This window comes from Corallococcus sp. NCSPR001 (genome assembly GCF_017309135.1).
Taxonomy (GTDB): Bacteria; Myxococcota; Myxococcia; order Myxococcales; family Myxococcaceae; genus Corallococcus.
The window spans coordinates 2,655,216-2,667,844 of the sequence record NZ_JAFIMS010000002.1; the positions used below are offsets into that span (position 1 = coordinate 2,655,216).

A 12,629-nucleotide genomic window follows, 5' to 3' on the forward strand; every position below is an offset into this window, starting at 1 on the left:
CCGGGGCGGCAGCGCGGTGGCGCTTTCGCGCCGGGGGCCCCGCATTTAGGGGTAGGCGTTACGAAGCTTTGAAGACCTGCCGCCCAGGCGGCCACGGAGGCGCTGAAACAGACATGGGGATCTTCGACAGCATCAAGGGCGAGGCGCAGCGGAACTTCATCGCCCGCGCGGACAGCGCGAAGGGTGAAATCGTCTACAAGTATCCGGAGAAGAACGTCCGGATGAAGACGCAGCTCACCGTGGACGCGGATGAGGTGGCGCTGTTCGTCAAGGACGGCAAGGTGGAGGGCAAGCTGGGGCCCGGCCGCCACACGCTGGACACCAACAACATCCCGTTCCTGTCGCGCCTGCTGGAGAGCTTCACCGGCGGCAACATGTTCATGGCGGAGATCTTCTTCGTCTCCAACCGTGAGCACACGGGCGTGAAGTTCGGCGGCCCCATTGGCGACGTGCGCGACCCGGAGACGGGCCTGGGCATCGGCACCATGGTGTACGGCGACTTCTCCATCCGCGTGACGGAGCCGGAGAAGCTCGTGGTGGGCCTGGTCGGCATGGGCCGCGCCACCAACGAGGAGTTCCTGGGCTGGTTCAAGGGCCAGGTGCTCAAGGTGACGCGCGACCGCACCGCCGAACTCCTGGTGAAGAAGAAGTGGCCGCTGCTGGACGTGACGAGCGGCGCCTACGTGGAGGAGATGGAGCAGGAGATCCTCGCCGGCCTCAAGCCGCACGTGGACTCCTACGGCCTCACCATCGTCCGCATGGGCAACTTCGTCGTCAGCATCAAGCCCGAGGACGAAGTCACGCTGAAGAAGCTGTCCAAGGACGTGGCGTACTCGCGGCTGGCGGGCGGCTTCCAGCAGTACGCGCAGGGCCAGGCGATGCTCGGCGCGTCCGAGGGCATGGCCAAGGGCGGTGGCGGCTCCGACGGCGCCATGCAGGGCATGGGCATGGGCATGGGGTTCGGCATGGCGCAGATGTTCGCCAACCAGCAGAACCAGCAGCAGCAGCAGCGCCCCGCGGAGCCCGCGCAGGCGGCCGCTCCCGCGGACACGCGCAGCCCGGCGCAGCGGCTCAAGGAGATCAAGGAGCTGAAGGACGCGGGCGTGCTCTCCGACGAGGAGTACGCCGCCAAGCGCGCGGAGTTGATGAAGCTCTTGTAGTCCCGCCGCTGCCCGCGCTGACTTGAACGAGGGCCCTGTCTCCCATGAGGAGGCGGGGCCTTCGCTTCTTCAAGGGGCGGTCGTGCCCGGCACGGCGAGGCGCAGCTGTTCGTGCAGCGTCTCCGCGCGCAGGTAGAGGAACTGCACGTCGCCGAAGGCCAGCGTGGCGCCGTCGTGGAGCATCACCTGGGCCTTGAAGCCCAGGGGCGCGCCGTTGATGAAGGTGCCGTTCATGGACTGGGCGTCGCGCACGGAGAAGTCCCCGGCGCCCGCGTTCCAGCGCAGGGTGGCGTGGTGCTGGGAGACGGAGGGCTCCGGCACCATCAGGTCGCACGCGTCGGTGCGGCCCACGGTGAACTCCTCGCCGTCCTGGTTCGGCTGGAGGAAGTGCACCTCCAGGTTGTCGAAGTCGCGCAGCATCGCGAGCAGCCGCTCCTCCATGCGCGAGCGGTGCGCCATCCCCACCGTGCGCATGCCCACCATGCCCGGGGCCACCACGGCCTGGAAGGCGGCGTCCACGGGCTGCTGGATGAGGGCGATTGCACCGGACGCGGACCGGAAGGACTCCAGCGAGGCGCCCGCGAAGGGGCGGAGCTGTTTCACGGACACCATGGCTTGGGACCCTACGTGCAAGAGGTGGGGACGGGAAGGGGCCGCGGGTGCCTACGAGGCCAGGGGCGTGGCGTCCGCCCGGGGCATCTGGGGCACCGTCGAGGCCGGCGTCGTCGCGGGGGCCGCGGGCGCCGGCGCGGGCGTGTCGTCCAACCGGCGCAGGTCTAGCTTCATGGGCACCTGGAGCGTGGTGCTCAGCCTCAAGAGCAGCACGTCCGGCGCGAGGCCGTTCTCACCAATGGCCTGCGTCACCTCGCGCGCGGAGGGCGCGCTGCCCCGGGCCCAGAGCTCCTTGAGGAACGCGCCCGCCTCCGGCGCGTGCCACCACGCGGGACCGAAGCGCGCCTTCAGCTGGCCCTGGAGCTGCCCGGCGAGGAACCACGCCCGGAAGCTGTCGGCGGACTGGTAGAAGTCCTCCTGGTCCACGAGGTAGCGCTCCACGTCGTCCGCCGTCATCGGCATGGCGCCGGTGCGCGCCATCAGCGCGCGGTAGAGCTCGCGCGGATCCACGTCCGTGCGGCGGTGCAGCTCCAACTGGTAGAGCAGCCGGCCCGCCGCGTGGCGGATGAGGTACAGCTTGTGCGCGCTGGAGGTCGCCAGGTACTGGGCGCGCTTGTCCGCGTCCCCCAGCACGCCCGCGTTCTCCTCCAGCCACACCGGGTCCTCCAGCAGGTCCTCGAAGAGCGCGGAGTACGCCTCGCCCACGGTGGGGTTGCCCAGCCGCGCCAGCTCGAAGCGGGTCTCCTGCGTGAAGGCCGTGTGCAAGAGGTGCCCCACCTCATGCAGCACGCGGCCCTGGTGCAGCACGCCCGTGCCCGGCTTGAAGGACAGCCGCACGTCGGACGGCACCTTCACCGACAGCGCCAGCGGGCGCGGGTTCTTCTGCGGCAGGTCGCGCGCGTCCACCTTCACGTTGGGCAGCGCGTTCAGGTCGATGCCCAGCCCCGCCACCGTGGCCTGCGCCTTCGCCAGCGACTCGCCCTTGGGGAACGCGTCCTCCACCTCGCGCGAGCGGAACAGGCGCGGGATGTCCGCGCGGGTGATTTGCGCGAAGGGCAGCCCCAGCTCGCGCTGCGAGAGCCGCTCCATCACCAGCCGGTACGGCTCCTGGGTGGCCTGGAGGACCTCCTCCGCCAGCTGCGCCAGCCGCTCCAGGTCCGCCTGCCGCAGCTCGCTGCCGAAGGCCTCGTAGGACTCGAAGCCCATCTGCGTCACCAGCTCGCGGGTGCGCGTCTCGCGGCGCAGGAGCGTCTGGTTGAGGCGGGTGAGCGCGGGCGTGGCCGCGGCGTAGAGCGCCCTGCGCTTGAGGGCGCTCTTCTCGTTGGCGAGCAGCCGCTCCAGGTCGTGGTAGCGCACCTCGCGCCCGTCCACGTTCAGCTTGAGGGACGCCTCCAGGTTGGCGGACGCGTCGTTGTGCTCGGCCAGTTCGCGCGACAGGAACTCACCGGCGAAGTGGCCGTGGAGCGCGGTGAGGGCGCGCAGCTCGCGCGGGTCCTTGGTCAGGTGCCGCAGCCGGTCGATGCGCCGCAGGTTCTCCAGACTGAAGAGCGCCTGCTTGCCGCTGTAGGTGGCGGCGATGTCCACCGCCTTTCCCTCCGTCCAGAAGTCCCAGACGAGCCGGTGCTGCTCCTCCAGGAGGAGCGCGGCCTCCGAGGACAAGGCGTTCACCTCGCCGGTCAGCAGTTCTTCCTCGCTGGGAGGGGGGACCACGGCCGGGGGCGGCGCCTTGTGACAGGCGCTCAGCAAACACACGGCGGCGGCGAGGAGGGACGGAATCCTTGGGGACATGGGCCGCCCATGTTACTTCCGACCTGCCGATGCCCAACGTAAACCCATGGCGAGCGGCCCGAGGACGCCAGGGCCTCTACTCCGCCCTGCGACGGTTCTTCGCCAGCCAGGGATACCTGGAAGTGGAGACGCCGCTGCTCGTGCCCACGCCCGGCATGGAGCCGTACATCTCCGCCTTCGAGACGCCCTTCGTCCCGGAGACGGACCTGGGCAGGGCGCGCACGCTCTACCTGCACACCAGCCCCGAGTACGCGATGAAGCGCCTGCTCGCGCAGGGCGCGGGGCCGCTGTTCCAGATCTGCAAGGTGTTCCGGAACGGCGAGGTATCCCAGACGCACAACCCGGAGTTCACGCTGCTGGAGTTCTACCGGCCGCATGCGGACTACCACGCCATCATGGATGACCTGGAGGGCGCGCTGGCGGCGGCGGGCCGGGCGGCGGCGGACGCGAAGGAAGGCGAGATGGGCGCGGACCCCGCCTTCTTCACGCGCACGCCCTATGAGCGCGTGACGGTGCGGGACGCCGTGCTGCGCGCCACGGGCGTGGACATCCACGTGCACTCGGACGGCGCGTCGCTCAAGCGGGCCGCGGACGCGGTGGGCGTGCACACCGGAAGCTCCACGTCCTTCGACGACGTCTTCTTCCACCTCTTCCTGGAGCGGGTGGAGCGGGGCCTGGGCCACGAGCGGCCCACCTTCCTCATCGAGTACCCCGCGTCCATGGCGGCCCTGTCCCGGCTGAAGCCCGGCGATGGCCGCGTGGCGGAGCGGGTGGAGCTGTACGCGAAGGGGCTGGAGCTGGCGAACGGCTTCTCCGAATTGACGGACGCGGTGGAGCAGCGCGCGCGGCTGGTGGAGGAGCAGGAGCTGCGCCGCAAGCTGGGCCGCGCCGTGTATCCCCTGGACGAGCGCTTCCTGGAAGCGGTGGGCCGCATGCCGCCGTCCGCGGGCATCGCCGTGGGGCTCGACCGCATCCTGATGCTGCTGCTCGGGGTCCAGCGCATCGAGGACGTCCTCCTGTTCCCCGCGCACGGGTTCGTCTGATGCTCAAGGTGCTCCAGACGGTGTTCTCCGGCACGGCCACGGTGGGCCTCACGGGCGCCGCGGCCGCGACCATCACGGTGCTGTCGGAACTCAATCAGCACCCGGCGGCGGACAAGGTGCTGCGCGCGTGGGCGCTGTCGGGCCTGGCGTCCGCGGGCGTGCGCCATGAGGCCCATGGCCTGGAGAACATCCCCCGCGAGGGCAACGTCGTCTTCGTGAGCAACCACCAGTCGCACTTCGACGCGCTGGTGAACTTCGCGCACATCGACAAGCACACGCGCTACGTCGCCAAGGCGGAGCTCTTCAAGGTGCCCGTGTTCGGCCGGGCCATGCGCGTCGCGGGCAACATCCCCGTGCATCGCACTGGCGGCGCGGACGACCGGGCCCGGCTCCAGGAGGCCGTGACAGCGCTGCGCGAGCGCGTCAGCGTGCTGTTCTACGCGGAGGGCACCCGCAGCCCGGACGGCGAGCTGAGGCCCTTCAAGAAGGGCGCCGCCACGCTGGCCATCCAGGCGCAGGTCCCCGTCGTGCCCCTGGCCGTGTCCGGGACGCGGCTCATCCTCCCCAAGGGCGGGCGGGCCATCCAGTGGGGCCAGCGGGTCGCGTTGGTGGTGGGCAAGCCGGTGCCCACCGAGGGGCTGACCCTGGCTGACCGCGATACCCTGACCCGCCGCCTGGAAGAGGCGGTGGCCGGGCTGTACGCCGAGGCGCGCCAGCGCTCGGGAGACACTCCATGAAGAAGAGCACCCAGACCACGTCGCAGGCCCACCCCTGGCACGGCATCTCGCCAGGGCCGGAGGCCCCTGAAGTCGTCACCGCGTACATCGAGATCGTCCCCACGGACGCCGTGAAGTACGAGATGGACAAGGAGTCCGGCATCCTGATGCTGGACCGGCCGCAGCGCTTCAGCAGCCAGTGCCCCACGCTCTACGGCTTCATCCCGCGCACGTACTGCGGCGAGCAGGTGGCGAAGCGCTGCGCGGAGCGCACCGGCGTGAAGGAGATCCGCGGCGACGGGGACCCCATCGACATCTGCGTGCTGACGGAGAAGGTCGTCTCCAACGGCAACCTGCTGGTGCACGCGGTGCCCGTGGGCGGCTTCCGGATGATCGACGGCGACGAAGCCGACGACAAGATCATCGCGGTGCTGGAGTCGGACCTCGTGTACGGCGAGCTCCAGTACATCGCGCAGCTGCCGCGCCCGCTGCTGGACCGCCTGAAGCACTACTTCCTCACCTACAAGCAGATTCCCGGCGAGGGAAAGCGCAGCGTGGAGATCGCGGAGGTCTACGACCGGCAGGAGGCCATGGAGGTCATCCGCCGCAGCATGCGCGACTACGACAAGCTCTTCGTGGAGCCGGAGGCGAAGCCAGCGAAGAAGTCCGCGCCGGCCGCGCGCCGCAAGACGGCCGTGTCGAAGTCCGCCGCCAGGGGCCCCACGGGCCGCGGCAAGAAGTAGCCGCTTCGTGAGGTTCCACCGCGAGGGAAGGGCAGGGCCCCTTCCTTTCGCGCGTGGACCGTGAGTGCTCGCGCCTTACGAGCGGCGGGCGCGCTTGGGCGCGGAGGTGGCGGCGCGCTTGCCCCGGGCCGGAGCGGCGGGCTTGCGCGCCGTCTTGGCCTTGGCGGCGGAGGTGGTCTTCGCCACCGCCTTCCCAGCCTTCTGGGAGGCCTTCTTCGCCGCGGTCTTCACGCGGGCGGCGGCCTTCTTGGCCACGGCCTTCACCTTGCCCACGACCTTCTTCGCGGCCTTCTTCGCCGGGGCCACGGCCTGGCGCACGGAGGGCTTCCTGGTCGCGGCGGCCTTCTTCGCCGGCTTCGAGGCGGGGCCGGGGACGGCGGTGCCCCGGGCGGGCAGCTGGTCCACGAGCTTCTTCGGCGCGATGGCGCGGTAGCTCTCGTCGATCCACGCCTTGATGACGGGCACCGGCACCTGCGAGGCCTCGTCGAAGTGAGCGGTCACCCAGCCGCTCTTGCCCAGGCCGTACTCGGTGGGCTCGGTGAAGGGCAGCGTGAGGGCGGCGTCCTTCGAGTCGGGCAGCTTGGCGGAGAGGTTCAGCTTCTCGCCGTCGACGGTTATGAAGAGGAAGGTCTTGTCATTGACCTTCATCGCGCGGTGGCCCCAGGGAAAGTCCTCGTGGGCGCCGGGGTAGCTCATCGCATGTTCGCGCAGTACGGCTTCGACCTTCTGCGTCTCGTTCTCTGCGGGCATGGGCACCTGGCTTCGTTGTGGGTCGCGACAGCTTAACCGCACCTGTCGCATCCAGCGTATTCCCCAATGTGTCGGTTGCTGACGGAAGGACGGGTAGCGGGTCACCCGTGGTTTCCCGCAGCCATCAGCGCCCTTGGTCCTAGGTACGGGATGGGGCGCACGCATAGTCTCGCGGTCAACGATAAGGAGCCGCTTCCCAATGCCCCAGTCCCTGCTCGCCACGGATGGCTACAAGTTCAGCATGGCGGAGGCCGGCTGGCCCCTGCGGAAGGAAACGTTCTACTACTCGCACCGCAAGGGCGGTCCCCAGGTGATGCCGCTGGACCTGGAGGCCTGGGTGAAGGGCCTGCTGCCGGAGCCGCACCCGGACGACTACGCGTTCCTCGCCCGCCACGACTACGAGATGGGCGTGGGCTTCAAGGCGGCCATCCTGCGCAAGGCGCAGCTGTCCGTGCGCGCCGTTCCTCGCGGCGCGCTGTTCCTGCCGCGCGAGCCCATCCTCACCCTCACGGGCCCCTCCGCGCTGGTGTCCTGGCTGGAGCCGCTGCTGTTGCAGCTCAACTACCGCGTCCAGGTGGCCACGCAGGCGCTGCAGGACCGCGAGGCCCTGGCCCGGACGCTGGCCACGGTGACGTGCGAGGAGGAGAAGCGCATCGCCCTGGAGACGCTGGACCAGGTGGGCGTGCGCGCCGTGTCCATCCAGGTGGACACGGAAGGCTACGTGCGGCGCGTGCGGGCGCAGGTGAAGGAGCTGGTGGACATCGTCGAGGACCCCTCGCGCATCTTCGAGGTGGGCCTGCGCGCGGCGACCTGTCTGGAGCAGCACGAGCTGGCCCTGCGCGCGTGCCAGGAGGAGGGCGTGCAGCGCACGAGCAACGTGGAGGGCGCTCGGGTGCTCAACATGATTCCCGTGGGCACCATGGGCCACGAGCACGTGCAGCGCTACGGCTCCGACGACGCGGCCTACCGCGCGATGCACGAGCGCCGGCCGCAGCGCTCCAGCTACCTGCTGGACACCTTCGACACGCTGACGTCGGGCATCCCCGCGGCGTTCAAGCTCATCTCGGAGGAGCCGCAGGGTGGGGACTCCATCCGGTTCGACTCCGGGAACAAGAAGCTCCAGTACCTCTACGCGGTGACGCGCGCGCGGGATTTGGGCATCAAGCCGGTCATCATCCTGGAGGACGGCCTGGACGCGCAGATGACGCGCGAGTTCGAGGAGCTGCGCAAACAGGTGGGCTGGGAGCCGACGACGCAGTTCTACGGCTACGGCGGCCACATCGTGGCGCGCACCATGTCCCATGCGCTGACGCGCGACCGGGTGGCGGCCATCTACAAGCTGTCGTGCTCGGGCGCGACGCCGGTGATGAAGTTCGGCAACGAGCTGGCGGAGGGCAAGCAGAGCGTGCCGGGCACGCCCGTCCTCTTCCGCCGCCGCACGGGCACGGGGCCGCTGGGGCTGGTGGGGCAGGCGGGGGAGGCGACGCCCCAGGGCTACTTCCCGCTGATGGAGTCGGCCCCGTCCATGCCGTCGCTGGTGGGCAGCGAAGGCCTGACGCCGGAGGAGCAGCGCATCGGGTACACTGCCACCACGCAGGCGCTGGTGGAGTCCATCACCCGGCGCCACTTCCCGCAGGGCCGCTGACGCCAGGGGCCAGGGCGGCACCGGGCGGGCCTGGAGAGCACGTCATGCCGCTGCCGCTTCCCCGTTTCCACGACGACGCACGTGTCGGCCAGCTCTACCTGGAGCGCGTGGCGGAGGTCTCTCAAGAGGCCTGGCGCTACGCCGCCGAGCACCGCGTGCGCCCGGCCCGCGAGGACAAGGTCCGCATCGCGGCGTTCGGCATCGACGCGCAGGTGGCCTTCTGCACGCCGGGCGCGAGCCTCTTCGTCCCGGGCGCGGTGGAGGACACGCAGCGCACGCTGCGCTGGCTGTACACGCACCTGGAGCGGCTGACGGGGCTGGTGTTCTCGCTGGACACGCACCGGGTCTTCCAGATCTTCCACCCGGCGTGGTGGCAGGACGCGGAGGGGCGGCCGCCCGCGCCCATGACGGTCATCACCGCGAAGGACGTGCGGGAGGGCCGCTGGCGGGCCACGCGCCATCCGGAGGAGAGCCTGGCGTACTGCGAGGGGCTGGAGGCGAGCGGCCGGTACGTGCTGGCCATCTGGCCGTACCACGCGCTCCTGGGCGGGCAGAGCCACGCGCTGGTGCCCGCGATGTACGAGGCGAGCCTCTTCCACGCGCTGGTGCGGGACACGCCCACGCACTTCGAGTTGAAGGGTGAGCACCCGCTGACGGAGAATTACTCCGTGATGGCGCCGGAGGTGACGCAGGTGAAGGGCCAGCGCGTGGGCGAGTTCAACGCGCGGCTGATGGAGCACCTGCTGTCCTTCGACCGCGTCTACGTGTTCGGGCAGGCCAGCTCGCACTGCGTGCTGTCCACGCTGCGCGACCTTCAGCAGTCCCTGGAGCGCACGGACAAGTCGAAGCTGGGGAACATCTACATCCTGGAGGACGCGATGAGCCCCGTGCCCGCGCCTCCGCTGGAGCCGCTGCCCGCGGCGCTGGACTTCCCGCGCGTGGCGAAGGAGGCGCTGGAGGGCTTCCGCGCCGCCGGGATGCGCGTGGTGCGCACGACGGATCCGCTGGAGTAGGGTAGGGCCGTCGCTACCGGCCCAGGTGCGCGAGCGCCCACTTCGCGGTGGCGTCGCGCAGCGTCTCCCTGGCGGTGGCGCCGGGGCGGGCCTGTCCGTTCAGCTCCACCACCTCGCGGAAGAGGGACAGCTCCGGTCCGTTGTCCCGCTGCACGACGCCCGCGAAGAGCACCACGTGCGTGCCCTGCGCGCGCGCCAGCCTCGCGAGCGCCACGGGGCCCTTGCCCATGGACGTCTGCCGGTCGAAGCGGCCCTCGCCCGTGAGCACCAGGTCCGCGAGCAGCACGCGCCGCTCCATCCCCAGCGCTCGCGCCACCAGGTCATACCCGGACGTGAGCTTCCCGCCGCCGAGCGCCGCGAGCCCGTAGCCCAGGCCTCCCGCCGCGCCCGCGCCGGGGAGGTTCGCGGCCTCCTCGTCCACGATGCGGCAGAAGGTGGCCAGCGCCGCCTCCAGCTCCTCCACCATCGCCGGATCCGCGCCCTTCTGCGGACCGAAGAGGCGCGCGGAGCCGTCCGCGCCCAACAGCGGCGTCGTCACGTCCGTGGCGATGAGCAGCTCCACCTGCTCCAGGCGCGGGTGCTTGCCGCTCGCGTCCACGCGCGAAAGCCTGGCGAGGCTCGCGCCCCCCGGCGGCAGCGGCGCTCCATCCGCGTCCAGGAAGCGGAAGCCCAGCGCCTCCAGCGCGCCCTTGCCGCCGTCCGTGGTGGCGCTGCCGCCCAGCCCGACGATGAGCCGCTCACAGCCCGAGTCCAGCGCCGCGCGCAGCAGCTCCCCCGTGCCGTGCGTGCACGCGGCGCGCGCGTCCCGCTGCTCCGGGGGCACCAGCGCGAGCCCCGAGGCCTGCGCCATCTCCACCACCGCCGTGCGCCCGTCATCCAGCCGCGCCCAGCAGGCCTCCACCGGCGTGCCCAGGGGGCCGCGCACGGTGAGCCTGCGGCGCTCGGCGCTCGGCGTGCCCGCGAGCAGCGCGTCCAGCGTGCCCGGACCTCCGTCCGCCAGCGGCGCCACGTCCAGCACCACGTCCAGCGAGGCCTGCCGCAGCCCCTCCGCCATGGCGTCCGCGGCCTCGGCCGCGCTCAAAGTGCCCTTGAACTCCTGGGGCGCAAGCAGCCAGCGTGGGGGGATCATGCTCGGGCACCTACGGGCTTGGACGGCGCGGACACGATGCGACTCCGGTGGGCGCTCCGCCACCGCGTCTGCGACATGGGCTTCATCGTTCCTCCCGGGCCGGGGTGGTACTGACCCCGGCATACCATTCCAGGAGGGGACGCGGCCCCCGCAGCGACGGCATCACGCGTTGTGAAATCCGCTCCAACCGCAGGAGGAGCCGGGACACCTCGTCCGACGGCTGCCGGGCGGGGCCCTGGATGCGCTGACAGAAGAACGTGCGGCATCCGAACGGCCGGTCCGCGTACACGGTGCAGCGCAGGCCCGCGGCGTCCAGGTAGGGGCAGGCGCCGTCGGCGCGAGGGGGCGGAAGGGGCTTGCTGCGCTTGAGCAGCTCCCACTCCGGGAGCCACAGCCAGGGCTGGCGCTTCGTGACGGCCAGCTGGCAGCACTCACCGCTCGCGGGGCACGAATACGGGGCGTACGCCGCGTCCGCCTGGCGGTAGACGGTGCGCGTCTCCTGGAGGGCGCGCTCCAACGCCCGCGTACCGGACGCGGGGGCCTCGTCGTCTGCGTCGTCCCAATCCCGGCGTGCCATGACTGAACCGTTCCCGCACGTCGGGGTCCGCTCGTTGGACCCCTTGGATGGGTCCTACCCTATCTCACAGCATGCGCAGCACGAAACATTTCAGGTAGCGGGTTTCGCGCAGGTTGAGGAGGACGGGGTGGTCGCGGCCGGCGCCCCGGCGCTCGATGATCTGCACCCGGCGCTTCGCGTCCGCCGCCGCGGAGGCGAGCATCTCCTCAAAGGCCTGCTCGTCCACGTGGTACGTGCAGCTCGCGGTCACCAGGATGCCGCCGGGGCGCAGGAGCTGGAAGGCGCGCAGGTTGAGCTCCTTGTAGCCGCGCACCGCCGCCGGAATCGCGTCCTTGTTCTTCGCGAAGGAGGGCGGATCAATCACGATGGTGTCGTAGCGCTTGCCCTCGTCCACCGCGTCGCGCAGGAAGTCGAACGCGTTGGCCGTCACGACCTCCAGATTGGAGAGCTTGTTGGACTGGGCGTTGTCGCGCAGCTGCGCGGAGGCCGCGTCGGAAATCTCCACCGCCGTGACGTGCTTCGCGCGCGTGGCCAGTTGGAGCGCGAACCCGCCCACGTAGCTGAAGCAGTCCAGCGCGTCGCCGAAGGCGTACTGCGCCGCCATCACGTGGTTCTCGCGCTGGTCGAGGAACGCGCCCGTCTTCTGGCCCTCCAGGAGGTCCGCGCGCATGCGCACCAGCCCCTCGTCGAAGGAGACGGGACCCGGCGGCAGGGTGCCGCGCAGCAGGCCCTTCTCCGGCGTGAGGCCCTCCAGGTGGCGCACGCTCACGTCGGAGCGGTTGACGATGCCCTTGGGGTGGAAGAGCTCCTCCAACAGGTCCGCGATGAGCGCCTTGCGCTGCTCCATGGCGGGGACCAGGAACTGCGCGCTCAGGTAGTCGCCGTAGCGGTCCACCACGAGCCCGGGCAGGCCGTCCGCCTCGCCGTGCACCAGCCGGTACGTTGTCTCGCCGGGCAGCGCCAGCTTGCGCAGCGCCTCGGCGGACTGGAGCCGCTGGCGGAAGAAGTCCGCGTCCACCGCGACGTCGTCGTTGGTGAGCCAGCGCAGGGAGATCTTCGACTGCTTCGAATAGAAGGCCTTGCCCATGAACCAGCCGCGGCCGTCCACCACGCGGACGACTTCACCGCCCTGGAGGCCGGGGTCGCCGTTGAGGTCCGCGCGGTAGATCCACGGCGGGCCCGCGAGCCAGCGGTCGGAGCCGCGGCGCAGGAGCATCACCTGGGGTGTGCCGTCCGGGCCCAGCTCCGGCGACGTGCGGTCCGCGCGCATCTTCTCGGGGCGCTGGCCGTGCTTCTCCGGGCGCGCGCCGGGCTTGCCGCCGCGTCCGGGGGGAGGGGCGCCGGGCCGGCCGGAGCGGGGGGGAGAGGAGGGCTTCATCGAGGCATTCTCGGAGGCAAAGAGGCGGGAACGACCGGGCGGCGTATACTCGCAACCCGCGTGAGTTACGAGTTG

Annotated in this window: 12 protein-coding genes; 6 read left to right on the forward strand and 6 right to left on the reverse strand. The window is 70.9% G+C overall.

Features of this window, described 5'->3' with window-relative positions:
• The first annotated feature begins 113 nt into the window (after positions 1 to 113).
• Positions 114 to 1,160 carry an SPFH domain-containing protein gene (locus JYJ93_RS12960; RefSeq protein WP_206790434.1) on the forward strand — a complete coding sequence of 349 codons (1,047 nt, stop codon included), beginning with the start codon at positions 114 to 116 and terminating at the stop codon, positions 1,158 to 1,160.
• 69 nt (positions 1,161 to 1,229) lie between these two features.
• On the opposite strand, the gene JYJ93_RS12965 is transcribed toward JYJ93_RS12960, so the two are convergent.
• Positions 1,230 to 1,772: an FHA domain-containing protein gene (locus tag JYJ93_RS12965; protein ID WP_206790436.1), complete on the reverse strand. Its 543-nt coding sequence runs from the start codon at positions 1,770 to 1,772 to the stop codon at positions 1,230 to 1,232.
• A 51-nt stretch (positions 1,773 to 1,823) separates the two neighbouring features.
• Positions 1,824 to 3,560: a chromosome segregation protein SMC gene (locus JYJ93_RS12970; protein ID WP_206790438.1), complete on the reverse strand. Its 1,737-nt coding sequence runs from the start codon at positions 3,558 to 3,560 to the stop codon at positions 1,824 to 1,826.
• A gap of 29 nt (positions 3,561 to 3,589) precedes the next feature.
• Here JYJ93_RS12970 and epmA point away from each other — a divergent pair, with 29 nt between their 5' ends.
• From epmA to JYJ93_RS12985, 3 genes are read left to right on the forward strand one after another with little or no spacing between them, the layout of a single operon-like run.
• Positions 3,590 to 4,603, forward strand: a complete 1,014-nt coding sequence (epmA, locus tag JYJ93_RS12975; RefSeq protein WP_206790440.1) for an EF-P lysine aminoacylase EpmA — start codon at positions 3,590 to 3,592, stop codon at positions 4,601 to 4,603.
• The gene (locus JYJ93_RS12980) at positions 4,603 to 5,340 is read left to right on the forward strand and encodes a lysophospholipid acyltransferase family protein (RefSeq protein ID WP_242543785.1); all 738 of its coding nucleotides are present in this window, start codon (positions 4,603 to 4,605) and stop codon (positions 5,338 to 5,340) included. Before epmA ends, JYJ93_RS12980 begins: the two co-directional genes overlap by 1 nt.
• Positions 5,337 to 6,062 (forward strand): inorganic pyrophosphatase, encoded by a 726-nt coding sequence (locus tag JYJ93_RS12985; RefSeq protein WP_206790441.1) that lies wholly within the window; start codon positions 5,337 to 5,339, stop codon positions 6,060 to 6,062. Before JYJ93_RS12980 ends, JYJ93_RS12985 begins: the two co-directional genes overlap by 4 nt.
• A 75-nt stretch (positions 6,063 to 6,137) precedes the next feature.
• Here the strand turns inward: JYJ93_RS12985 and JYJ93_RS12990 are convergent, their stop codons facing one another.
• On the reverse strand, positions 6,138 to 6,812 hold the full coding sequence (locus tag JYJ93_RS12990; protein WP_206790443.1) for an MmcQ/YjbR family DNA-binding protein: 675 nt from the start codon (positions 6,810 to 6,812) through the stop codon (positions 6,138 to 6,140).
• A 199-nt stretch (positions 6,813 to 7,011) separates the two neighbouring features.
• Here JYJ93_RS12990 and JYJ93_RS12995 point away from each other — a divergent pair, with 199 nt between their 5' ends.
• Entirely contained in the window at positions 7,012 to 8,457 is a 1,446-nt protein-coding gene (locus JYJ93_RS12995) for a nicotinate phosphoribosyltransferase (protein ID WP_206790445.1), read from the forward strand.
• 44 nt (positions 8,458 to 8,501) lie between these two features.
• Complete coding sequence (locus JYJ93_RS13000; protein ID WP_206790446.1) at positions 8,502 to 9,470, forward strand: nicotinamidase; 969 nt, start codon at positions 8,502 to 8,504, stop codon at positions 9,468 to 9,470.
• Positions 9,471 to 9,483: 13 nt separating this feature from the next.
• Here JYJ93_RS13000 and JYJ93_RS13005 read toward each other — a convergent pair whose 3' ends face one another.
• From JYJ93_RS13005 to JYJ93_RS13015, 3 genes are all read right to left on the reverse strand, one after another.
• Complete coding sequence (locus tag JYJ93_RS13005; RefSeq protein WP_206790448.1) at positions 9,484 to 10,599, reverse strand: glycerate kinase; 1,116 nt, start codon at positions 10,597 to 10,599, stop codon at positions 9,484 to 9,486.
• Positions 10,600 to 10,681: 82 nt separating this feature from the next.
• Positions 10,682 to 11,176 carry a YkgJ family cysteine cluster protein gene (locus JYJ93_RS13010; protein ID WP_206790450.1) on the reverse strand — a complete coding sequence of 165 codons (495 nt, stop codon included), beginning with the start codon at positions 11,174 to 11,176 and terminating at the stop codon, positions 10,682 to 10,684.
• Positions 11,177 to 11,240: 64 nt separating this feature from the next.
• Positions 11,241 to 12,554, reverse strand: a complete 1,314-nt coding sequence (locus JYJ93_RS13015; RefSeq protein WP_206790452.1) for a class I SAM-dependent rRNA methyltransferase — start codon at positions 12,552 to 12,554, stop codon at positions 11,241 to 11,243.
• Between the last annotated feature and the right edge of the window lie 75 nt (positions 12,555 to 12,629).

Excerpts from the sequence above, each read along its gene's own strand:
- JYJ93_RS12965 (WP_206790436.1), bottom strand. The coding sequence starts at position 1,772 with ATGGTGTCCGTGAAACAGCTCCGCCCCTTCGCGGGCGCCTCGCTGGAG.
- JYJ93_RS12995 (WP_206790445.1), top strand. The coding sequence starts at position 7,012 with ATGCCCCAGTCCCTGCTCGCCACGGATGGCTACAAGTTCAGCATGGCG.
- epmA (WP_206790440.1), top strand. The coding sequence starts at position 3,590 with ATGCCCAACGTAAACCCATGGCGAGCGGCCCGAGGACGCCAGGGCCTC.
- JYJ93_RS12985 (WP_206790441.1), top strand. The coding sequence starts at position 5,337 with ATGAAGAAGAGCACCCAGACCACGTCGCAGGCCCACCCCTGGCACGGC.
- JYJ93_RS13000 (WP_206790446.1), top strand. The coding sequence starts at position 8,502 with ATGCCGCTGCCGCTTCCCCGTTTCCACGACGACGCACGTGTCGGCCAG.
- JYJ93_RS12960 (WP_206790434.1), top strand. The coding sequence starts at position 114 with ATGGGGATCTTCGACAGCATCAAGGGCGAGGCGCAGCGGAACTTCATC.
- JYJ93_RS12980 (WP_242543785.1), top strand. The coding sequence starts at position 4,603 with ATGCTCAAGGTGCTCCAGACGGTGTTCTCCGGCACGGCCACGGTGGGC.
- JYJ93_RS13015 (WP_206790452.1), bottom strand. The coding sequence starts at position 12,554 with ATGAAGCCCTCCTCTCCCCCCCGCTCCGGCCGGCCCGGCGCCCCTCCC.
- JYJ93_RS12970 (WP_206790438.1), bottom strand. The coding sequence starts at position 3,560 with ATGTCCCCAAGGATTCCGTCCCTCCTCGCCGCCGCCGTGTGTTTGCTG.
- JYJ93_RS13005 (WP_206790448.1), bottom strand. The coding sequence starts at position 10,599 with ATGATCCCCCCACGCTGGCTGCTTGCGCCCCAGGAGTTCAAGGGCACT.
- JYJ93_RS13010 (WP_206790450.1), bottom strand. The coding sequence starts at position 11,176 with ATGGCACGCCGGGATTGGGACGACGCAGACGACGAGGCCCCCGCGTCC.
- JYJ93_RS12990 (WP_206790443.1), bottom strand. The coding sequence starts at position 6,812 with ATGCCCGCAGAGAACGAGACGCAGAAGGTCGAAGCCGTACTGCGCGAA.